Origin of the sequence: Gardnerella sp. KA00288 (genome assembly GCF_049244085.1) — a bacterium.
GTDB lineage: Bacteria > Actinomycetota > Actinomycetes > Actinomycetales > Bifidobacteriaceae > Bifidobacterium > Bifidobacterium greenwoodii.
The window spans coordinates 198,376-219,287 of sequence record NZ_CP058373.1 but is presented as its reverse complement, the minus strand read 5'-3'; the positions used below and the strand labels follow the sequence as shown (position 1 = coordinate 219,287).

Sequence of the window (20,912 nt, the reverse complement as noted above, 5' to 3'; positions counted from 1 at the left end):
CATGTACTAACGTCAAGTGGTTAGTTTCATTGGGCAATGCAGACAATATTCAATATTGTACTCAAGGCATATACTTAATAGATTATCCTTAAGATTATTAATACTCCGTAGGCTCTCTATATTCTGTATATTCCGTATATTCTTCAGTTTTTGCAGGTTCAGAAGATTCTACAGATTCGGTAGATTCCGCATTTTCTGCGAAATTAGCAGTTTCTTTAGTTTCAATTACTTCCGCACTTTCCGCAGATTCTACATTTTCCGCATTTTCATCATTTCCAGAATTTCCAGCAGATTCTGTAGATTCACTAATTGCGGACGCTGCAGCGATACGCGCAAGCTTAGCACGCACTTCAGCGCTAGAACCCTGCTGCTTTTGAGGTTCTGGAGCAACGGTAGAAGTTCCATGACCATACTTGTTCGTTTTCACAAACGGATCTCCACCCTTAAGCGCATAAGGGTCGGCATATTCTGAAGAAACCGTCGGCTCATCGTGCAGAATAAATCCACGACCCTTGCACGTTGGGCATTCCTCCGAGAAGGCTTCAACCAAACCCTGTCCAACACGCTTACGCGTCATTTGCACAAGACCAAGCGAAGTAACTTCAGCAACCTGATGCTTAGTTCTATCGCGCGCCAAGCACTCAAGCAGTCTTCGCAACACCAAATCACGGTTGGCTGGCATAACCATGTCTACATAATCAATCATTACCATGCCGCCAATATCGCGCAAACGCAACTGTCGCGCAATTTCTTCGGAAGCTTCCAAATTACAGCGAGTAACCGTTTCTTCCAAAGACTTACCGCGTCCAATAAAACGACCAGTATTAACGTCAATAGTAGTCATAGCTTCAGTTCGATCAATAACAATCGAGCCACCCGACTGCAAGTAAACCTGACGCTCCATGCCCTTTCGAAGCTGGCTATCAATCTGCCACTTGTCGAAAATATCTTTACCCTCATGCTCAGCAGGATCCCAATACTCAACCTTGCTCAACAAATCAGGTGCCATCATTTCAAGATATTCATTAATGCGCTGGTGCACGCCCTCGCCTTCAACAATAAGCTTCTGGAAGTCATCGTTGAAAATATCTCGAACAACACGAATAGCCACATCCGGCTCGCCTTGAAGCAGCTTAGGACGCTTGCCGTGCAAATACTCCTCGCGCTTTGCTTCAATGCGCTCCCACTGCTTAACAAGCGATTCAAGATCCTTTTGAATTGCCTCTTCGCTTGCACCCTCAGCAGCAGTACGAATAATAATGCCCATATCTTTTGGAGCAATCTTAGAAACAATAGCGCGCAAACGCGAGCGCTCACGATCTGAAAGCTTGCGGCTTACGCCCGTCATTCCGCCAGAAGGAACAAGCACAAGGAAACGACCAGCAAGAGTTACTTGCGAAGTTAGTCGCGCACCCTTGTGACCAATCGGATCCTTAGTAACCTGCACAAGCACAGGATCTCCGGACTTAAAAGCAAGCTCAATTCTGCGAGGCTGGCCTTCCAAACGCGTCATATCCCAGTTGACTTCGCCAGCATAGAGCACGCCATTTCGAGCCTGACCAATATCCACAAATGCAGCTTCCATACTTGGAAGCACGTTTTGAATACGACCAAGATAAATATTGCCAACAGTTGCAACTTCTTGAATATCGGAAACGTAGTGTTCAACAAGAATATTGTCTTCAATAACAGAAATTTGCGTGTGACGGTCGCGCTCGCGAACCACCATCAAACGATCAACATTTTCGCGACGAGCAAGGAAATCCTGCTCCATAATTAAGTTTTGACGTGCGCGCTCACGGCGATTGTCACGACGGCGCTGACGCTTTGCTTCAAGTCTAGTAGAGCCCTCAATATCCGTGATTTCGTCAATATACTGCTGCTTGCGAGAGCGCCTAGAAGATAAATCATCGCTACTTAAGCGGGAAGAAGCAAATGAATCATCCGAGGAAGACAACGACGACTGCGAAGACTGCGATTGCGACGAAGCTGCGGAATCATCCGAAGACTTAGAGCGGCGACGACGGCGACGACGCGTGTACAGCGTTTCTTCTTCGTCTTGAGCGCGAAGTTCTTCTGGATCTGGGATTAAATCGCGATCTTCCTGAGGTACTTCGTCAAGATTTTCGCGCGAAGAACGACGACGGCGACGACGACGCGTTATCATTCCCTCATCGTCATCTTCATCAAAAATGCTGCTTGACGAGTCGCGAATACGACGGCGACGACGCAAGCCAGCATCCTGATCATCATCTTGACCATCATCATTACTGTCTTGATTATCATCTCGAATGTCGCTGCGATCGCTGCGGTCGTCGCTATTGCTGCGATTCCTTCGATTGCGAAGATTTCCTCGATTGCTGCGATCGCTTCTGTTGCCGCGATCGTCGCTATCGTCTCTATCTAAAATATCGCTAACATCAAGAGTTTCATCGATTTTAGTATCAATAGGCGCATAAACAATATCGTCATACGCAAGATCCTCTTCAATTTGCTCGACTTCGGCAGCAGCTCGGCGCTCAACCGCGTTAAGACGACGCGAGCGGCGAGAACGTTGGCTTTTTTGAGAAGATTCATTGCGATTTCGATTATTGCGACGGCTTTGACGCTCATTCGCACTGTTTTCAGATTCGTCTTCAAAATCCGATTGAGAATCAGAACGCGCGTCCGCGCGAGAATTTGCGCGCGAATCAGAGCGAGAATCAGAGCGAGAATCCGCGCGGGAAGACGAATGTGAATCCGCGCGAGAATCATCGCTGGAATCTGCGCGCAAACGTTCGCTTTCATTCCCACTATTAACATGAGCAGGCAAAACAGGCTCTTGGAATAGCAAAGAAGTGATAGGGCGCGATGGCGTGTGACTTTCAGCGTTACTTTCAACGTTACTTTCAGCGTTATTGTAGACTCGGCCGCCAAGATTGCTTTCGGAGCGGCCTTCAACGTTATTAGAGCGAGCAGCAGCGCGATTATTAGTGCGACTATTAGTGCGTGTGCTGACATTTGTGCGATTATTATCACCGCTATCAACACCACTATCAAAAATCTTCGTGCTCGACTCTTCTACCTTCAATTCCATTGCTTCGCCGGCGGCACCAGCACCACGCGTCACACGACGACCGCGGCGACGACGCACAACTCCAGCAGAAGCAGCGGAACCAGCAGCTATACCTGCAGCAGAAGCGCCAACAAACGACGCATCTTTAGCATCTTTAGCATCTTTAGCTGCAACCGGATTTTTAGACACAGTTATACTATTTTCAGCTTCAGATTCATTGAAGCGTTCTCTAATTATTCTGGGCACTATGCTCCTCACGAAACGCTGCAATCGCCTCGCATCCCTGGCTTTAAGATGAACACGCACACACGCGAGCCACCCCAAGGCTCTCTACAAAGTCTAATTGCGCGACGGCGGACGCCAGCCTCGGAAAAACACTCACGAGGGGATCGACGCCATCAATCGCCCGGCGGCTTGCAGTGCCACCGTTCTCTAGTATGCCATATTGCCGAGTCAAATATCTAATTTACTGAATATTAAAATTTACAACGTTGCTTTTAAGCCAAAAGCAGAAAAACTACACGCGCGCTACTATCTGCACTAATGCAAATCGTTTGCGCACTCGCAAAAGTTGCATATCGCTCCTATAGTTGCAGCAGAGGTTTGTACGAATATATTTGCGCACTACTTAATATTTGGAATAATATTTGGAATAATTTGCGATACCCTTGGGAGGCACGAAATGGGCTTAATCAGCGCTATGCAAGGCTTTTGCGTAATCGGCATTGTGATTCTTGCCGGCTATATTACCGCCCGCCTTCACATTGGCGGCTCTCAAGCTCAAATGGTGCTAAATCGAGTAAGTTTCTTCGTTTCAAGCCCTTGCTTAATGTTCGCAATTCTTTCTAAAGAGCCTATTTTTGAGATTTTTCATTCTTCGATTTTTGTTGCGTTCTTTTCTGCAATGATTGTTGGACTTGCGTTCATATTGCTTAACCGCATATTTTTCCACCTTCCTGCAGCCGACTGCACAATTGGCGCGCTTAATTCGCTTTACTTAAATTCCAATAATATTGGATTGCCGGTTGCAACTTATATTCTTGGAAATCCTGCACTCGTAGCGCCAATTTTGGTTATGCAACAGGCCGTTTTTACTCCTGTTGGCTTGACGGTTCTTGACATCACGACTACCGGCAAATTCTCGCTTAAGCGTATTGCTCAGCAGCCTTTGAAGCAGCCGCTTTTAATTGGATCTCTTGGCGGAATTGTGATTTCTGCGATTTCCGCAAAAGTTGGCTATTTCCCTGTTCCGAATTTTTTGTACGATCCTATTAAAATGATTGGCGATTCCGCAGTCCCTATGATTTTGATGGCTTTCGGTATGTCGCTTTACGGAAGTAGACCTTTGCAGAAGGATTCAAATCGCGCTGCGATTGCAACAGTTGCGGTGCTGAAAAATTTGATTATGCCAATTATTGCGTTTTTGCTGGCTTACTTTGTGATGGGTTTTCGCGGGGCGACTTTGTACGCGTGCGTTGTGCTTGCGGCGCTTCCAACAGGCCAAAACGTTTACAATTATGCAGCTAGATACGGCGTTGGCTTAAGTTTTGCGCGTGACGGAATCCTGTTTTCTACGGTTACCAGCCCGATTTGCATAGCTGTAATCGCCGCCATTTTGGGGTAACTAATTCTCGCACATTCGTAGCATTTGCAACAAGAAATTTACCTTTCGCAAGTTGGAAGTCTACTTCCAGATTCCGCAAAACTAACTCATACTTGGAAGTCTACTTCCAAATTGAAGCTACCTTTGCGCACCTACCTTTGCGCACCTACCTTTGCGCACCTACCTTTGCGCAACTAGAGAATCGAGGCAAGCGAATCAAGGCGCGCGCGGAAAGACGGCCAATCAGTGCGCATTGCCGTAAGCAGCTTCAACTTAGGCACGTCGTCAATCGGCACCCACTTAATTTCCATACTCTCGTCGTCGTGCGCGCAAGGATCCACACTATGCCCCGGCTTTTCAAACGCAAAAACCGTTGTATAGCACCAGTTTCCGTGATCTTCACGGTAAGCTCCAACAACCTCAATATCTTCCGAAGTAATATTCGCTTCTTCAAACGACTCGCGCAACGCTCCCTCAATTGCACTTTCGCCGTCGGAAATTGCTCCGCCCGGAATGCCCCAAGTACCGCCTTCCGCACTCCAAAGCGCGCGATGCTGCATCACAACGTGCGTCACGCGCCCGGTCGCCTCATCTCGCCTAGCAAGCAGCACTCCAGCAGCACCGTTATGACCCCAGTGCCTTCGCCCACAATTGCACTGCACCCAACCATCCCCCGGCTGATGCACATTTTCTTTAGGAACTTCTGTGGAAGTCGGATCGTTCTTCGCACCAACTTCTTCCAAGGTATTCTTATTCCACAAATCTGGCCAGGCGTATCCAAGCTCGGCAACCATATTGCGAAGAAGAGGCAAGCTGATTCCAAGAACTCCGTGCGGATCTCCCTGAATTCCCTCAATAAAAGCTCCGCCGAATCCTTCTAGCGTAAAGGATCCCGCAACTTCCAGCGGCTCGCCAGTTTCTACGTACGCGCGAATTTCAGCGTCGCTCATATGTGCAAAAGTTACACTTGCGTGGCTTGTTTTGCATACAATTTTGCCAGTTTTTGCGTCGATTAAGCAATGACCAGTCCACAATTGTCCTGTTTTGCCACTCATATTCTTGATTCTCTCAAAAGCAATTTCGGGCGTGTGCGGCTTTCCGTAGCATTCGCCATCGAGCAGGAACATGGAATCGCAGCCAACAATCAGTACACCGCTACAATCATGAGAAGATTTATTTGTATATGCAAAATCGTGAATATCGAAAGTTTTTGTAGGAACAGTTACGCCTGAAAAGTCGCGAGTTTGCGCGGTATCTACGTTATGCGTTACGTCTGCTTGAGAGTCGCTTGCTAAAGCGTTGCTAGAAGATTCACCAATTTCAGAAGATTCAGATCCCGCAGTTTCAGCTTCAGCTTCCAGCGGATATCCAACAACCAAATCGCCACTAGCGCTTGCAGCCGCATCCGCCACACACTTCCACGCATCATACACGGCAGAAGCCTTCGCGCGCGCCAAAATCGAAACGCGTTGCTCAGCGCTCAACTCTTCAACGTTTGTTCCGCGCTCACTAGCCGCATCGCGCAAAGCCGCCGGCTCATCCACTTCACTCTCGTGAATCACAGGGATCACGCCGGCCGCCGCCAAAACCGCTCTACGCGCAGGCGACTTTGAAGCCAAAATCAACGTAACTGCCATACTTTACTCTTCCTTTTTATACCTTCGCACAGCCTATTTTCTGGTTACTGTAATACCGCCTGTAGCTGGCATTGCTCATTATGCATCTGAGCGTCTCTCAAAATCAAAGATTGTAAATACTTGCTTTTATTTGGCATGCCATCTCTTTTAGCAGCGCGAGAAATATATTCACTCCAAGATTTAGGTACACGAAAACGCTCTTGAACACTACTTTCGCGCCTTTCTTTCGAATTTGGTCTTCCTGGTCCAGATAAGGATGCAAATATTTCAGTTGCATCAGAATCTTCAGAAAGTAAAGTTTGCATAATTACTGAAGCATCCTTGCCTGAAAATTGAGCTACAGGAGGATTATTTGGAGCAGACACATTTTCATCAGCTAAATTCTCATAAATATCCATGCAAATCACCTCATTTGCTCCACTTTTTCCAATATTTAAACCATTTATCAGTTAAATGCTCTACGTGAAACACAAGAAAATCTTTACCTTGTGGCCTCGCAAGTACCTCGATTAAATCATCTTGCCATGCACCCGGATGCCTTAAACATATGACCAATGCAACAACTGTTCCTTTTGAACTAGGTGGATTCGACACATCATTAGGATCAACTAAAGCAAACCATATAGGCTTAGCCATAGCTTTTAGTATCTCTTCCTCATTTAGATGATCTTCATCGAAATGTTTGTATGCAGATTTGGGATCAAATCTAATAGCCATTCGATAATTGTACCACAATTTATTGACTTGTTGCTTCATTACAACTTCGCACAGCCTATTCGCGAGTTATTGCCACGCCTGCAGAATCAACCGACACGTGAAGCACCCGCCAGCCATCGCGCGAAAGCCACGGATTTGCAATTGCGTCGATTTTTTGAGCAGCACTCTTTTTATACTCGGAATCTCCTGCATAAAATACAGCAACGCACGATCCTGCTCCCGAAATTGCTGCCGCAAAACCATGCTCGCGTAACACTTCCACCAGCTTCCATGAATCTTTCATAAGATTTGCACGATACGGTTGATGAAGAGCATCTTGAGTCGCCGCAAAAAGTAACGCATTTCGCGAAATATTAGATTTTACTGCGCCTAATTCATTTTCAGAATCGCTATTTAACTCACCAAATGCAACCGGAAGAATTGCAGCGCGCGATACGTTAAATATTGCGTCACCATACGGTACTTTTGCTGGAAGCGCGCGCCTAGCAAGCTCTGTAGAAAGCTCAAAATTAGGAACGAATACCGACACAGAAATATCTTGCGAAACTTTGTATCGTACAGTATGAAAACCGGTAGAAAGCGGAGCTTCGCAATCTCCAGCCACGCGCACAGAACCTTTGCCTTCCCCAGCATCAAGCTTCCAGCTCATCGTCAAACCACCAAAAACCGCAGGAGCTACGTTATCTGGATGGCCTTCAATTGAGGCCGCAATCTCAAAAATTGCTTCGCGATTAAGCTCGCCTTCGTGAGCAAAAGTCCAAGCAGCAGCAACAGCAGCCACAATCGCCTCTGCGGAAGACCCCATACCGCGCGCTTGCGGAATCTGATTATGCGCTTCTAAAGTAAACCGTAAGTTTGGTAGACCAAAAATTTTGCAAGCCTTGCGAAAAGTTGATACAACTAAGTGCGTTTCATCTTTTGGAAGCGTATCCTCGCCTTCGCCGTGAATAATTACGCGCACGTTTCCAGCATAATCAAGCGAATCAAGCGAATTTTTAGACTGATTATCATCCAGAGTAAAAACTAAAGAATCCGCATAATCAAGCGCAATTCCTGCTGTATCGAAGCCAGATCCAAGATTTGCGCTGGTTGCTGGAACTCTAACTGACACGCTATTGCATACTGGTTTCATTTCGCACCTTTTCCGTTCGGGCAGTCTACTTAATGATTCGCAAAGCAAGCGGCTTATCCAGCACAAAATCCAAATCTTGTAAATTCTTACAAATAGATTGCACAGTAGCTTCCGAACATTCTCGCACAAGAACACGTATACTGCCAGGCCCACCAAGACCGCACTGTGGACAATCCGAATCACCCTCAGATTGCGCGTATTGCGCTTCGCAAGCCGAAGCCAAACGCTCAGCTGCAACACCATGACCTGCAAAAACATCCATAACTTCGCCGCGCAAAGCCAAAGAAGTATCTTCCATATTGCAACGAATCACAAAATCTGCCCTAGTCTGCTCACTAGAAGCTGGCACATACTTGTTGTACATTGGCACGCCAAAACCGGAGCATCCGCGCACAAGATTTCGAGCCGCACTAACAACATCTCCAACAACAGCGCTTGCTGTTGGAGCGCCGCCGGCACCGCGTCCGTAGAACATTAAGTCGTCTGCAGCTTGAGCCTTAACAAATACAGCGTTAAAACTGCCGTGAACAGATGCCAAAGGATGTTCCGCACCAACAAGCGCCGGATACACACTAACGCTTACTCCTCCATCCGAGTTTGGCTCGCCGTCGCCATCGTCGTCGCAGTGCCTCTCAACTGCCGCAAGAAGCTTAATCACGCGCTTTTCCGCGCTCGCTGCCGCAATATCTTCAGCCGTAATCGCGCTAATTCCCTCAACGGAAACATCGTCAATACTTACCGGCATTTGGAATGCAAGAGTTGCAAGAATAGCAGCCTTATTTGCAGCGTCGAATCCTTCAACATCTCCGGTTGGATCCGCTTCTGCGTATCCTTTTTCTTGAGCTGCGCGCAAAGCCGAATCAAAATCAAGTCCTCGCACTGTCATTTCGTCAAGAATATAGTTTGTAGTGCCGTTTACTATGCCAAAAATTTGCGTAATTTCGTCACCAATAAGAGACTCTCGAAGCGGACGAAGAATAGGAATCGCTCCTGCAACAGACGCTTCAAAGTACAAGTCAACTCCATGACTTTCTGCACACTCGTATAATTCCGGACCGAACTTTGCAAGAAGCGCTTTGTTAGCTGTCACAACGTATTTTCCGTGGCTCAGCGCGCTTTTTACAAAAGTATGCGCAGGCTCAAGCCCGCCAATAAGCTCGACTATAATATCAATGTCTTCGCGAGTACATAAAGAGGCGGTGTCTGTAGTTAGCAAATCGCGCTTAATCCAAGGCACATTAACTTCCGCTGGGCGTAAGCACGCAACTGCTGCGAGCTCAATCTCAGCACCAGTTCGCTTCTTAAGCTCATTGAACTGTTCAACTATTAGTCGCGCTGTTTGAGACCCAACAGTTCCAGCCCCAAGTAGACCTACGCGAATAGTTTTAGTCGATTGATTGCTTTGCATAACTTTCGCCTCCTTCGTTGATTTATTTTATATTTTATTTTTATGCGATTATTTTTTATTCGCTTTTACGCAAATAACATTAGCAAATTAAGAAGTATTGAAATAATCAAAAACGCTATTACTCCAACAGTTCCGTACAATGCTTTGTTTCCAACTTTATTTGGAAGTTCTTGCGGAGCATCGAAGAATACGAGATACTTGCGGCGACGAACCAGCAAAACCACGCCCACTATAAGCATGGCAATCATAAACATCCCATAAATTCCAGCTAGAATAAAACCGGTTGGTAGGCTAGTTAATTCTTGACGCGACATCTTTTCTACGTCAATCATATTTCCGCTTGCATCAACCAGCTGCTTTTCCAGCCACAGGGCAATTATGCTTCCTTGGAAATTCACAATCATATGAAGGAATATGCTGTAGCTCAACTTGGACGTGCGAATATAAATGTAGCCAAAAACAAGTCCAAGTCCAAATGCGTAGAAGAATTGGAACACGTTCATGTGGAAAAGCGCGAAAGCAAGTGCGGAAAATACAATAGCTCGCTTTTCTCCATACACGCGCAAACGAGAAAGCAACTGTTTTCTAAAAAGCCATTCTTCCACAATTGGCGCAAGAATTACCACAAATATGAAGGTTTCCCACATATTTCCCGCTGCAATAGTGTCTGAGACGCGATTTTCTGCTTTTCCGCCGCTAAGAACTGTTGCTAGGAAAATGCCAACTATATTACCAATGTACATAATCGGTATGCACACAGCAAAGAATCCGCCAAATTGGCTAAATTTCATAGAGAATTGTCGAGTTTTTGCCGCAGGAACAGTGCGCATAATAAGCATTGCGATTGGTAGAGCGACTAAATACTGCGAAATATCCGACACAAGTAATGTGTTAAGAGAGTCGCTTAGCATGCTCTTAGGCACAAACCTTGAAGAAAGAACTCCAAGAACATATGCAACAGCAATCCAAACTACGAGGAATACGCATAAAGACATGCCAATAGTTCCTTGACGTTTGCGCGCTAGCAAATAAGTGTCGTCGCGCCATGAATTTTGCAAATCTTGCATACTTATTCCTTTTTGTTTCTGCTTTTGTTACTGCTTTTGTTGCTGCTTTACAGTTGATTAAATTATTTCAGAACGCCTTCAATAAGCTTTGTGATTAAATCGCTATAGCTTATTCCGGTTGCTTCCCAGGCTTTTGGATACATGGAAATTGGCGTAAATCCAGGCATTGTGTTGATCTCGTTAAGAATTACGCGGCCATCTTTAGTTACGAAAGAATCCACGCGACTTAATCCTCTTCCATCTGCCGCCTTGAATGCTGCAAGCGCTGTTTTGCGAACGCGCTGCAAAGTTTCTTCCGGAAGATCGGCCGGAACTTCAACATGCGAAGCTGCAGAATCCATGTATTTACTGTCAAAATCGTAGAACTGATCTTCACCAGCCTGACGCTTGTCTAGCACAACTTCTCCAGGCCAGCTCGCCTGAGGCTCTTCGCCGTCGCGAGCGGCAAGAACCGCGCACTCAATTTCTCGCGCGTCAATTCCTTGCTCTATCAATACTCGCCAATCGTGCTTTGAAGCCTCAAAAACTGCATCTGCTAAAGCTTTAGCATCGCGCGATTCAACTTTTGTAACTCCAAAACTAGATCCTGCACGGCTTGGCTTTACAAAAAGCGGATACTCTAGTTTTGCAGCTTCAACTTGCGCAAGAATTTCGTTTGCATACGCAGCAAAATTGTTCGCCGCATCGCTTGCAAACTTTCGCGCATCCAGTGCGATTCCAGGAGCAACATTAATTCCGGCAGCCTTAAAAAGTTGCTTCGCGTAATACTTATCCATGCACGCAGCCGATGCTAGAACTCCGCAACCAACGTATGGAACTTGCATCATTTCTAGCAAGCCCTGCAAAGTGCCATCTTCGCCGTTTGGCCCGTGAAGAACCGGAAACACTGCGTCAATATGACCCAAACTTGTAAGCGTGCCGTCTGCTTCTCGCACCAAAAATCCGTCTGCGCCTTTAGCTGGGTCTAGCACAACATCGCGCGTTTCAGCAGTTTTTGTTATTACCGGAAGCTCTCCTTCTTCCATGTGGAAGTTACGAGGATCTTCTCCGCCAACAATCCACTCGCCTTGCTTTGTGATTGCAATACGTACAATCTCGAATCGACTTTCGTCTACAGCACTGAGTACTCCAGCAGCCGATATGCAAGAAATCGAATGTTCGTCTGCTTTACCGCCATACAAGAACACTACACGCTTTTTCGTCATTTTTTTCCTTTATATATTTTATTTTTGATTATTTTAATTATTTACGATTATTTACGATTATTTACGCGCGCTACTTTCGCAAAAGCTACTTACTCTTCGCAAACATCGTCGTCAAAAAGCATTGCGAGCATTTCTTGGCAGGAAATTCCTTCTTCAAGCACGCGAGCCATTGCGCTTGCGAGCGGAGTTGCAACGCCTAATCGCTTGCCCATTGCCACAACTGCGCTTGTAGTTGGCACGCCTTCCGCAACACCATTGCTCACAGCGGTTGCTTCTTCAACGCTCATGCCTTTTCCAAGATTTGCACCGAAAGTGTAATTACGACTTAATGGTGATCCACAAGTTGCAACTAAATCACCAAAGCCTGCAAGACCTGCAAAAGTGCGCGAATCTGCGCCTTCCGCAACGCCCAAAGCCGTCAATTCTGCAAGACCGCGAGTTTCGATCATAGCCGCCGTGTTTTCGCCGTATCCTGCGCCTCGAGCCATGCCAACTGCGAGCGCAACCACATTTTTAAGCGATCCGCACATTTCTACGCCGATTACGTCGGTTGACACAAACGCCTTAAAGTAGCTGTTTGAGCAAGCTTTTGCAACTACTTCTGCCTGAGACTTTTCTACGCAAGCAACTACTGCTGCAGCCGGATGGCGAGATGCAACTTCCTTGCTTAAGTTTGGTCCGGAAAGTGCAGCGAAACGGTTACGCGGCAAGTTCAATGCTTCGCACACGACTTCATCCATACGCTTGCCTGTTGTGCGCTCAATGCCTTTCATAAGCGAAACAACAATCGCGTTTTGTGGAATCAAACCCACGAATTCTGCTAAGGCAACGCGAGCAAATTGTGCTGCAATAGCCACAACTACAATATCCGCGTTCGCAACAGCCTCAGCACGATCCCCTGTTGCAGTCATGTTTTCTGGCAGTTTTTCCACGCTTGGCAAGCGCACGCCGTTATGATGATGGTCGCGAATTCCTTCAACGATTTCCGGCTCTATTGCCCACATCGTCACCTGATTTCCTGCGTCCGCAAGCACTTGACCAAACGCAGTTCCCCAAGCACCAGCACCCAACACCGTAACGTTCATGTTTACGTCCTGCCTTTCGGTTTGAAGTTTCGTGGGCTGCGTTATAGTTTCGCGCATTTCGCAAGCTAATTTGCAGCTCAATTTTGACTTATAATCACACTATTACTTAATACTACACACGCCGCTTTACGGGATTTTAAAAAGATACTTTATTTTATTCTTCCGTATATTTTTTATTCTTCCGTAACGCGTTTCATCTGCCTGTAATCAAAGTATCCAGCAGGAGCTTTTTCGCCGCGAATCTCTTCCATAATTTGCGTCATGCGCACTCGCACGCGACGAGCAAGTTCTTCGGCAGATTCCATTGGAGGCAATTCTCCCCAATTTTCGCTTCCCTGCAGCAAGTCGGAATAATCAAGCTGAGTATCGTAGCACATTACAACGTTTTTCTTCGGCCAAGGCCACCAGTGGTTAATGCTTGCAGCACCCCACACAACCGCGCAAAATAGCGGAATCTGATGCCCCAGCCTGCGAGAAGCTTCGAGCGCAATAATTCCAATTCCAGGCTTCATGCTCATCGGCCATTTTTTAGGATCGCGCGTTAAAGTGCCTTCTGGCCAAATGCTTAAAGGTCTTCCGTTCATGAGGATTTTGATTGATTCTTCCTCAATTTCGCGCGCTTTTCCACTTCTGCGCGGAACCGGTTGCATACCTACTAGCTGGAACCATTTGCCTAAGATTGGCCAGTGAGCTAGTTCTGCTTTTGCCATGTAACGAGGTCTACGACCTTGGTGGAATAGCGCTGTCATTGGTATAAAAACGTCAAACATTGTAACGTGCGTGCAAGCGGTAATAAACACGCCTTCTTCTGGCACGTTTTCTAATCCCCACGCCTTTACTTTGCAGCGCGAACGCAATACGCGCGACGTTCCTTCGAGCAACCTTTCGGCGGCTTTAGGATTTTGCGCGTCAATTTCTGCCTGGTTTGGCTTACGTGCACCGGTTGGATAGTAATACGTTGGGTCAACTAAGTTGTGTACACGCGCTAAGCGCTCTACTTGCTCATCGCTTAAGCGTTTAACAGCACTTCTTGGCGAAGGTTTTCCTTTTGATACCATACGTCTATTGTGCCGCACGCTATAAACCTGTGCTAAACCTGCTTTCTTAGCTTTTTGTATTTACTAGCGCTTTTGAAATCAGCCCATGCTTAGGCGAGCAAACCCACGCAAGCACAAAAAGCACTGTTGCAACTAGCACAATCGTGCCGCCTGTTGCAGTATCAAAGCTCCAAGAAATATACATGCCCACAATCGATGACGCGCAACCAATAACCGGCGCTAGAATCATCATTTTCCCAAGTCTGTCGGTAAGCAATCGCGCAGTCGCCGCGGGCGTAATCAAAAGCGCTAAAACAAGCACGTTTCCAATAATTTGCACGGAAACAACTACTGCAATCGCCACAAGCACGTACAACATTCCATCTAGCCAAGATACTGGCAATCCCATTGCGCGCGAAGTTTCGCGATCCATCGACACGCACACAAGTTCTTTGTGGAACATACTCAGCAACGCCACAATAATCAGCCCTGTAACAGCTACCACAGCAATATCCGAGTCCGGAATGCCAGTAATTGAGCCAAATAAGAAGGATTCCAAAGAGCCGGCGTAGCCCGAAGCTTTTGAGATTATTACAATTCCAAGCGCAAAAGCAGATACGAAGAATACTCCAATAAACGAGTCTTCGCGAAGCCTGCGGTTTTGGCTAAAAATAGATACGATTAGTGCGGTTGCAACTCCTGCTAGCGCGCCTCCAAATAGCAGATTTCCTTGCAATACGAAGGCGATTGCGAGTCCTGGGAATACGGAGTGTGCTACAGCGTCACCAATAAATGCCATTCCGCGAAGCACAACGTAGCAGCCAACTACTCCACAAATTACGCTAGAAAGGCAGGCTACAATAAGCGCTTTTAGCAAAAACCAAAGGTCAGGATTTGTTAAATCTTGTATAAATTCGATTGGAGATAACATTTACTTTTCCACCTCTATTTTTTTCCGATTACTCGCTCAACTGCTTTAATAAGCGGATTTTCAGGCGCTACATGGAAGGTTTGCACCCACTTTTCCGCGCTCAAATTTTGCGGCTCGTCGTCTCCAACAATAGTGCCATCAAAAAGCATGATTCTTGAGCATGAGTTGATTGAGCCAATTATGTCGTGAGAGCTCATAAGGATTGCCTCTCCAGACTTTGCTAAATCCAAAAACAGGCTCGTAAGTAGCTCCTGAGTTGGCATATCAAGACCGGTAAATGGTTCATCTAACAGAAGCAAACGCGGCTGCCCGGCAAGCGCTCGCGCAACTAGCACGCGCTGACGTTGGCCGCCGGAAAGTTCACCAATTGTGCGATCTCGAAAATCAGCCATTCCAGTACGCTCAAGCGAAGCAAGAGCAATTTCGTAATCTTCTTTTTTTGCGCGACGAACGCAACCAATGTGACGAATCCTACCCATCATCACCACATCTAAAACAGAAAGCGGAAAATCCCACGCAATATCGTGACGTTGAGGCACGTATCCAACGTAAGATACGCGCGAATTTACACTATCGCCTTCTGCGCTAGGAGCTTTAACTTCTAGTTTTCCGGCGTGCGGAATCAGCCCCATAATTGCGCGGAAAAGCGTTGTTTTCCCAGCGCCGTTCGCACCCAGTAATCCAACGAATTCGCCACTATTGATAGTAAAAGAAACGTCTTTTACAACAGTGCGATTTGCGTAGCTTACACTCAAGTTTTGCGCGTTAATAACAGTACTATTTTCGCTAATATTTTTATTCATAAATCCCATCCACTTCGCTATTACTTCGCTATCGCTTCAAACATTTCGCTAAAGAATCCGCGTTAGCTCGCATCATATCCACGTAAGTTCTAACCTTCGCGTCGAAAGCGTCACCATAAATTGGGCAAACTTTCACATGTGCTTCGGCTGCAAGCTCTTTAAGCACAGACGAGCGCGAAATCAAATTCGGCTCCAAAAACACTGCAGGAATTTCCAAGTCGCGCAAAATTTGCGAAAGCCTGCGCCTATCTTGCACGCTCGGCTCGCTTGAAGGGTTAATTGTTACAAATCCTGCAATATTTACACCGTAAGCTTTACCCAAGTATGCAAAAGCGTCGTGCGTTGTAACTAAGTTGCGGCGTTCTTTTGGAATTGACGCAACTTTTTTACGCATATACGCGTCTACGTCAAGAAGCTTGTTAATATAACGGTCCGCATTTGCGCGATATTTGCGAGCATTTTTAGGGTCGACTTCGCAAAGTCTATCTGCAATTGTTCGCACATAAGCAATTCCGTTTTTTACTGACTGCCATAAATGCGGATCAATATCTCCATGAACGTGTTTTCCTAAAACAGCCTGCGGAATCTGATACAACTTTTCGCGAGCAGCACCCAAAAAACGATACCCCTGCTCTGCAGGAATTTCTTTCAGCGCGTTAGTTGGAACTTCCACAACCACATCTTGCGGCTTGTAGTACACGCGTTTTGGCGCAGCAGAGCGCTTTTCTTGCAAAGTATCCACTCGGTACATAAACCCGTGCGACGCCAAATCGTATGCTAAATCGGCATGACCTTTATTTAAAACCACGCGAGCTTTGCGATTTTTCGCTACTTTCTGCGCATTTACGCCAACAGCAAAACGCATTCTGGTATTACCTAAACTTGCAACTCTTGCGCCTTGAGCATCTAAAATATCCGCATGCCAGTCAAGCGTGTACTCTCCTGGCTTGCTAAAAGCCCAGCTTAAATGCGTGTGAGCATCCGCTGGCAAATCAACGTGATCTTCGTCGCTAATTCCGTTCGCTGAATTTACGTAAGTTTCTACGCTTCCAAAAGTGCCTGTAAGGTAAGCGAATAATGCTCCAGGTCCTTTTACTTTTGTTGCAGTTAAGCGGATTCTGTCCGAGCGCTTCATGTTGTATGCGTTTGGCTTTATTACGGTTGCGCGTCCTTCTTTTGTTACTGTTGAAGGCGCGTTTGATTGTGAAGACTGCGAAGATTTAGAATTTTGCGATTCTTCAGAAGATTTCACAGTTGCAGCTTCTGCTCCAACTTGCGCAGCCATGCGTTCTGTAGCAAGACCAAGCCAAATAGTATCCAGCGACACGTCTTCGACCATTGGAATAATATCCGCCGCATGTTTCACGCTTTCTTCAGCAAGCTCAACATTCGGCACGCCTTTTCGCAAATTTGCGTCTAAAGCGGTAATCACGCCGTGCTCTTCAAGCATCATGTAATTACTAAAAGCCACATCCGCATACACAACGTCTCGAATTGATCGCAATCGCGGCTCGTAAGAGTGCGGATCTGCATTATCTGGCACGATTGAACTCACATTTGCAGCATCTCCTGCTACATTCGCCACCATATCACGCAAAACGCCTGTAGTAGTAACCACATTAATACGGCCATCCATGTGCCCTGCGCGCGTATTGCCGTTTGCGCTGCCACAAGCAGAAAGCGGAAAAATAAGCGCAACCACTGCAATTGCGTCAATCGCAGCAAAAAAAGTTTGCTTTGTTTTTCTGGGCCAACGAATCACCCTTACACACTCCTACTACTTTTAATAGCGAAATAAACCTTAATAGCGCAGTAACCAATTCAAACTAATGAGTCCGCGCTTGTAGAGGAACCAAATTCCGGCAGCAGTAACGGATAGAACAGTTAATACTCCGCCAATAATAAGCGAGTATGCAAGCACAGGATTCCTACTAAACAAGCCTGAAATTCCAGTTGGCTCATCATCTTTTACATTGCTAAGCAAGCTTCTTCTAAGACCCTTAACGCGCTTAGAAGCATATTTTGCTTCAACGCCTTTGCGTGACTTGCTGCCGATTGTGCCGAGTACTTTTACACCCTTACTTTTTTTAGCAGATTTAGTTTTATTAGAAGACGCAAATCCTCCACCAAAGAACGACCCTCCACTGTTTCCCGCGTAGCGTGAAGAAGCTAGCGGAGTTGTTCCGCCATTATTTTTTCCGTTGTTTCCACTGTTTCCGCCGCTTCCACCGTTACTATCGTCTCCGCTATCTTCAGCAGAAGCTGCGCCGTCTTCAGCGGCCTCTCCTTCACCGTCGCCGTCTCCTTCACCGTTGCCAACTTCGCTTACAGAGCAGCCCATAGGAGTTTTAAGCGCGTCCACACCAATTGCGAAGTGGAAATCCTTAGCAAGAGTTTTGCCATTAGCGCTAACTGCAAGACGAATCGTATAGTATCCAGATTTTGAAAAATCCCAGTTCAAGTGCATATGCGTATTAGCCGGAATCGTGTAAGTTCGATTTCCGTTACTAGACATAACAGTTTTCGCTTTTGTGCCAAGTCCACCTTGCAACCAAATACGCACACTGCCCGGTCCTTTTACAGATTCAAGACTTATTTTGCTGGATTTACGCGGATGCAAACCTTGGTTGCTCCAACCAACCCATGGAACGCTTCCCTTTTGCGTTTGCGGAAGTCTCCACACATTTCCATCTTTTGCTGCGTTTCCTGCATAAAATACGACTTTACTTGGGTCGCGCTTTACGTGAGATCCAGTTACGTCTTCTTGCACAGCAAAACCGATTCCGTTACCAGTTGAGTACGTTGCTAAATCAACGTGCCCATGCTTTATAATCAGCTTATCTTCTTTTATATCGTTAAAAGTTGAGCATTTTTTAGTTGTTTTTTTGTTCTTATTTTTAGATTTGGATTGTTTAGAATCTAAATTATTTTTACTAGATTCTGTTTCGGCTTCTTCTTCATCTTCAGAGCAACGATTTGCCAATCCGCCACTCGGCTTAGCACCTGGCCAAGGCGTTACGTACACTCTGTTGTTATTGCCGTTTATAACAATTGAAGTCGATGAATCCTCATCGTCATCGCCATCGCCATCATCGCTGCCATTTTCGCCTTCAGATTCTTCACCGTCAGAATCGGAATCTGAGCCACTGTCACCTTCGCCATTTTCACCTTCAGATTCCTCACCGTCGGAATCTTCTTCAGACTTCTGCTTTTCTAATTTAACGAATCCACTGTAATCATTAAATTCTTCTTCAGAAGCTGCAATCGATTCATTCTCGTTAGAGGCAGCAGCATCCATATCTACCTCAAACGTGTATTTTTGTACATTTTTATAAATAGAGCCTGCTTCATTCCTTCCAGCAGCTTCCACGTCAAGAACATACTTTCCCGCTTTGGTAAATATCCAATTAACATGCATATGCGCTTTTGGACCCACATACATTTTGTGCGGGAATTTTGTGTTAGGCGTTCCTATAACAGGTGTTACGTCACCATGAGCATCATCCTGATAAGCGTACACAGCTCCGCCTTTTGGAACTGTTGCGCTTTTTATAGCAAATCTTACGCCTGTTATACCAGATTTTTCACCTAAAGTTTCGGTTGCAAATCCCGGCCACAATTTACTAGTATCTTGAGTTTGAGATAATCCCCAAATTGGCACATTACTGCCATTTTTGGGCAAAAACTTTAGTCCTTCACTAGATTGTTTAGTGTTGCTTCCAAGTACAAAGACTAATAGAGTTGGATTGTATCTAATATGATTTTCATTAACTCCAGGGAAACTATCTCCGCGAGTTCCTAAAACAAATTTTCCTTTTTTGCTAATATACGTTGCGAACGCGTCTGTATGACCTTTGTTTACCCTGCATTTTGCTATTCTATACGAACTGTCTTCACTTTCAGCATCGTTAGGCACAACAGCATCATTGCAATTCTGCTTATTTTCAGCGCCATCTATTTTTTCACTATTCACACTAGAGCCAGAGCTTACGCCAGCTTCGTCCGCGTACGCGCTACCACAATTGCAGCAGCACATGGAAGCTAAAAAGCCGACTGAAATAATTGCGCTAACAAAAGCACTAAACAGCCTCATGCAAATCAATGTAGATTTTTTAAGCATTACTTATCCTAAACTACTTATTTATTACTTATTCGCTACTTATTCAAATCAGTTTTTGGCAAAATAATTGTTTCTTCCGAAGCATTCACTAAATCACCGAGCGTATTTTGCTGCGAAATCGCCTGTTCGCGCGCTTTCTTGCTTTTTATTACAGCGAATAAAATAAACGCAATAATAACGACGGTAAGAATTACAACAATAATCATCACAATCTGCGCAATTACAACAGTATCGTCTGCTTTATAAGCCTTTTGATGCTTTTTGTTTGAAGCTATACCAGATTTATTATTGTCAGCATTTTCATTATTTTGTTCTGCGTTTTCACCCTCGCCATTATCTTCAGCATCTTCACCGCCGTTTTGTGACTCAGCTTCCTGCGCTCCACCAGCAGCACCCCCAAGAGCAGCCTGCGGATCCGTATTGTCTCCAACCGCAAAATTAAGAACGCGCGTATCGCTTACTTTTCGTCCATTCTTCAATTTTCCAGAAAAAGTGAGCTTCACATGATAAATTCCAGGCTTAGAAAACACCCAATTTACGTGAGTATGAGCGTTAGTTTCAATCCAGCTGTTTTGCGGGTAGCCTTTAGTGCTATCCCAAAGTTGCTGTGGATTGTTGTTGCCATTTTCTAAGTAAACGTGCAATTTTCCTGGACCGCTTACTCCTTCAAGCGAAAGGTTAGCTCCGCGATCAAGCTCGTTTAGCACGCCACCTTCCTGAGTATTCCATCCAAGCCATGGAACATCAGGATTCTGAGTTTGTGGAATAACATACAGCTTCGTTCCAGGCTTTTCACCAATAAAACTGTAGGTAGAATCGTTTGGCATTGGAATAATCGAGCTACTACCCAGCTTAAACACAACGTTCTCCGGGTCTCGCCACACTGGATCGTCACCAGTATCGTCACGAATTTGTATTTTCCAATTTCCGCCCGCAAGAGTTGGTCCAAAATCGGCGTGACCTGCCTGAATCATAACAGGTTGGTTGCTGCTTGCCGCGTAAGCAGATTCCACAAAAGAAGTCGGCAACAACAAATTCGCTATTAGCATAATCGCTGTTGCAGCAAACGCAATAATTCCTTTTGAAATATAACGCTTATTATTTATCATTTT

16 protein-coding genes are annotated in these 20,912 nt (G+C 45.8%); 1 reads left to right on the top strand and 15 read right to left on the bottom strand.

What is annotated here, in order from left to right:
* Nucleotides 1–97: 97 nt before the first annotated feature.
* The gene (locus HXT52_RS00830; protein WP_421775969.1) at nt 98–3,301 is read right to left on the bottom strand and encodes an Rne/Rng family ribonuclease; all 3,204 of its coding nucleotides are present in this window, start codon (nt 3,299–3,301) and stop codon (nt 98–100) included.
* Between the two features lie 436 nt (nt 3,302–3,737).
* Between HXT52_RS00830 and HXT52_RS00825 the strand changes: the two genes are divergently transcribed.
* Nucleotides 3,738–4,679 (top strand): AEC family transporter, encoded by a 942-nt coding sequence (locus HXT52_RS00825; protein WP_004135598.1) that lies wholly within the window; start codon nt 3,738–3,740, stop codon nt 4,677–4,679.
* 173 nt (nt 4,680–4,852) lie between these two features.
* On the opposite strand, the gene HXT52_RS00820 is transcribed toward HXT52_RS00825, so the two are convergent.
* From HXT52_RS00820 to HXT52_RS00755, 14 genes are all read right to left on the bottom strand, one after another.
* The gene (locus tag HXT52_RS00820) at nt 4,853–6,295 is read right to left on the bottom strand and encodes a Maf family nucleotide pyrophosphatase (protein WP_004135600.1); all 1,443 of its coding nucleotides are present in this window, start codon (nt 6,293–6,295) and stop codon (nt 4,853–4,855) included.
* A 44-nt stretch (nt 6,296–6,339) separates the two neighbouring features.
* Nucleotides 6,340–6,693: a hypothetical protein gene (locus HXT52_RS00815; protein ID WP_004135602.1), complete on the bottom strand. Its 354-nt coding sequence runs from the start codon at nt 6,691–6,693 to the stop codon at nt 6,340–6,342.
* A 10-nt stretch (nt 6,694–6,703) separates the two neighbouring features.
* Nucleotides 6,704–7,012 carry a hypothetical protein gene (locus tag HXT52_RS00810; RefSeq protein ID WP_032841537.1) on the bottom strand — a complete coding sequence of 103 codons (309 nt, stop codon included), beginning with the start codon at nt 7,010–7,012 and terminating at the stop codon, nt 6,704–6,706.
* A 55-nt stretch (nt 7,013–7,067) separates the two neighbouring features.
* Complete coding sequence (gene thrB, locus HXT52_RS00805) at nt 7,068–8,144, bottom strand: homoserine kinase (protein ID WP_421775968.1); 1,077 nt, start codon at nt 8,142–8,144, stop codon at nt 7,068–7,070.
* Nucleotides 8,145–8,169: 25 nt separating this feature from the next.
* A complete protein-coding gene (locus HXT52_RS00800; protein ID WP_421775967.1) occupies nt 8,170–9,552 on the bottom strand; it encodes a homoserine dehydrogenase in 1,383 nt (460 codons plus the stop codon).
* A 65-nt stretch (nt 9,553–9,617) separates the two neighbouring features.
* The gene (locus tag HXT52_RS00795) at nt 9,618–10,619 is read right to left on the bottom strand and encodes a CPBP family intramembrane glutamic endopeptidase (protein WP_421775966.1); all 1,002 of its coding nucleotides are present in this window, start codon (nt 10,617–10,619) and stop codon (nt 9,618–9,620) included.
* Between the two features lie 62 nt (nt 10,620–10,681).
* Nucleotides 10,682–11,824: a D-alanine--D-alanine ligase family protein gene (locus tag HXT52_RS00790; RefSeq protein WP_375169272.1), complete on the bottom strand. Its 1,143-nt coding sequence runs from the start codon at nt 11,822–11,824 to the stop codon at nt 10,682–10,684.
* 89 nt (nt 11,825–11,913) lie between these two features.
* Complete coding sequence (locus tag HXT52_RS00785; RefSeq protein ID WP_004129133.1) at nt 11,914–12,909, bottom strand: NAD(P)H-dependent glycerol-3-phosphate dehydrogenase; 996 nt, start codon at nt 12,907–12,909, stop codon at nt 11,914–11,916.
* A 173-nt stretch (nt 12,910–13,082) separates the two neighbouring features.
* The gene (locus HXT52_RS00780; protein WP_421775965.1) at nt 13,083–13,967 is read right to left on the bottom strand and encodes a lysophospholipid acyltransferase family protein; all 885 of its coding nucleotides are present in this window, start codon (nt 13,965–13,967) and stop codon (nt 13,083–13,085) included.
* A 46-nt stretch (nt 13,968–14,013) separates the two neighbouring features.
* Complete coding sequence (locus tag HXT52_RS00775; RefSeq protein ID WP_421775964.1) at nt 14,014–14,877, bottom strand: anchored repeat-type ABC transporter permease subunit; 864 nt, start codon at nt 14,875–14,877, stop codon at nt 14,014–14,016.
* A gap of 14 nt (nt 14,878–14,891) precedes the next feature.
* The gene (locus tag HXT52_RS00770; RefSeq protein WP_421775963.1) at nt 14,892–15,689 is read right to left on the bottom strand and encodes an anchored repeat-type ABC transporter ATP-binding subunit; all 798 of its coding nucleotides are present in this window, start codon (nt 15,687–15,689) and stop codon (nt 14,892–14,894) included.
* 19 nt (nt 15,690–15,708) lie between these two features.
* Nucleotides 15,709–17,442, bottom strand: a complete 1,734-nt coding sequence (locus HXT52_RS00765; protein ID WP_421775962.1) for an anchored repeat ABC transporter, substrate-binding protein — start codon at nt 17,440–17,442, stop codon at nt 15,709–15,711.
* A 39-nt stretch (nt 17,443–17,481) separates the two neighbouring features.
* A complete protein-coding gene (locus tag HXT52_RS00760) occupies nt 17,482–19,800 on the bottom strand; it encodes a choice-of-anchor M domain-containing protein (RefSeq protein ID WP_421775961.1) in 2,319 nt (772 codons plus the stop codon).
* Nucleotides 19,801–19,835: 35 nt separating this feature from the next.
* On the bottom strand, nt 19,836–20,909 hold the full coding sequence (locus HXT52_RS00755) for a TIGR03773 family transporter-associated surface protein (RefSeq protein WP_421775960.1): 1,074 nt from the start codon (nt 20,907–20,909) through the stop codon (nt 19,836–19,838).
* Nucleotides 20,910–20,912: the final 3 nt, after the last annotated feature.

Coding starts and splice junctions, on each gene's coding strand:
- HXT52_RS00825 (WP_004135598.1), top strand. CDS start 3,738: ATGGGCTTAATCAGCGCTATGCAAGGCTTTTGCGTAATCGGCATTGTG.
- HXT52_RS00820 (WP_004135600.1), bottom strand. CDS start 6,295: ATGGCAGTTACGTTGATTTTGGCTTCAAAGTCGCCTGCGCGTAGAGCG.
- HXT52_RS00815 (WP_004135602.1), bottom strand. CDS start 6,693: ATGGATATTTATGAGAATTTAGCTGATGAAAATGTGTCTGCTCCAAAT.
- HXT52_RS00810 (WP_032841537.1), bottom strand. CDS start 7,012: ATGGCTATTAGATTTGATCCCAAATCTGCATACAAACATTTCGATGAA.
- thrB (WP_421775968.1), bottom strand. CDS start 8,144: ATGAAACCAGTATGCAATAGCGTGTCAGTTAGAGTTCCAGCAACCAGC.
- HXT52_RS00800 (WP_421775967.1), bottom strand. CDS start 9,552: ATGCAAAGCAATCAATCGACTAAAACTATTCGCGTAGGTCTACTTGGG.
- HXT52_RS00795 (WP_421775966.1), bottom strand. CDS start 10,619: ATGCAAGATTTGCAAAATTCATGGCGCGACGACACTTATTTGCTAGCG.
- HXT52_RS00790 (WP_375169272.1), bottom strand. CDS start 11,824: ATGACGAAAAAGCGTGTAGTGTTCTTGTATGGCGGTAAAGCAGACGAA.
- HXT52_RS00785 (WP_004129133.1), bottom strand. CDS start 12,909: ATGAACGTTACGGTGTTGGGTGCTGGTGCTTGGGGAACTGCGTTTGGT.
- HXT52_RS00780 (WP_421775965.1), bottom strand. CDS start 13,967: ATGGTATCAAAAGGAAAACCTTCGCCAAGAAGTGCTGTTAAACGCTTA.
- HXT52_RS00775 (WP_421775964.1), bottom strand. CDS start 14,877: ATGTTATCTCCAATCGAATTTATACAAGATTTAACAAATCCTGACCTT.
- HXT52_RS00770 (WP_421775963.1), bottom strand. CDS start 15,689: ATGGGATTTATGAATAAAAATATTAGCGAAAATAGTACTGTTATTAAC.
- HXT52_RS00760 (WP_421775961.1), bottom strand. CDS start 19,800: ATGCTTAAAAAATCTACATTGATTTGCATGAGGCTGTTTAGTGCTTTT.
- HXT52_RS00755 (WP_421775960.1), bottom strand. CDS start 20,909: ATGATAAATAATAAGCGTTATATTTCAAAAGGAATTATTGCGTTTGCT.